The organism is Streptomyces sp. 8P21H-1 (assembly GCF_013302945.1).
The window spans coordinates 1-574 of sequence record NZ_JABTYA010000238.1 but is presented as its reverse complement, the minus strand read 5'-3'; the positions used below and the strand labels follow the sequence as shown (position 1 = coordinate 574).

1 protein-coding gene is annotated in these 574 nt (G+C 78.9%); it reads right to left on the bottom strand.

The window, feature by feature from the left end:
* Positions 1-574 (bottom strand): tetratricopeptide repeat protein (locus HO151_RS04595; RefSeq protein WP_302479546.1); only part of this gene is annotated, 574 nt, incomplete at both ends.

Genomic DNA, 574 nt, shown 5'->3' with positions numbered 1-574 from the left:
GGCCGTGCGCGTGGAACAGCCGGGCCAGGCGCGCCAGCACCTCGCGGAGCCGGTCGGCCACCTCGTCCGGGTGCCCGGCGGTGCGCACGTGCTCGACGCCGACGCGTACGGCGGCCGTCCGCGCGGCGGTCCGGTGCCGTGAGTGCTGCGGCACCGCGTCCAGGGCCCGCACGGCGTCGTCCCAGGCCCGCTCCCCGCCCAGCGCGAGACGGGCCCGTGCCGCGCCGAACGCCGCGCTGCCGAGCGAGGGGTTGCGCAGCCGGACGGCCTCGTAGAACGTCAGCGCCTCCTGCCAGCGGCCCAGGCGCTCGGCGCAGTACCCGAGGGCGAGTTTCGGCGCGTACTCGCCCGGGATCGCCGCGAACACCCGGTCGAAGTGGAGCCGTGCCGCCCCGGCCCGGTCCTGCCCGAGCGCGAGCAGTCCGCGGTGCCAGCCGAGCCGCCAGTCGTGGGGGGCCCGTCCGGCACCGATCAGGGCCTCGGCGAAGCGCAGTTCGCGCTCGGCCGCCCCGGTCCCGCCCCCGGCGCCGCGCAGCCGCAGCCGGCAGCGCAGCAGATGGAGCTCGGGCGAGTC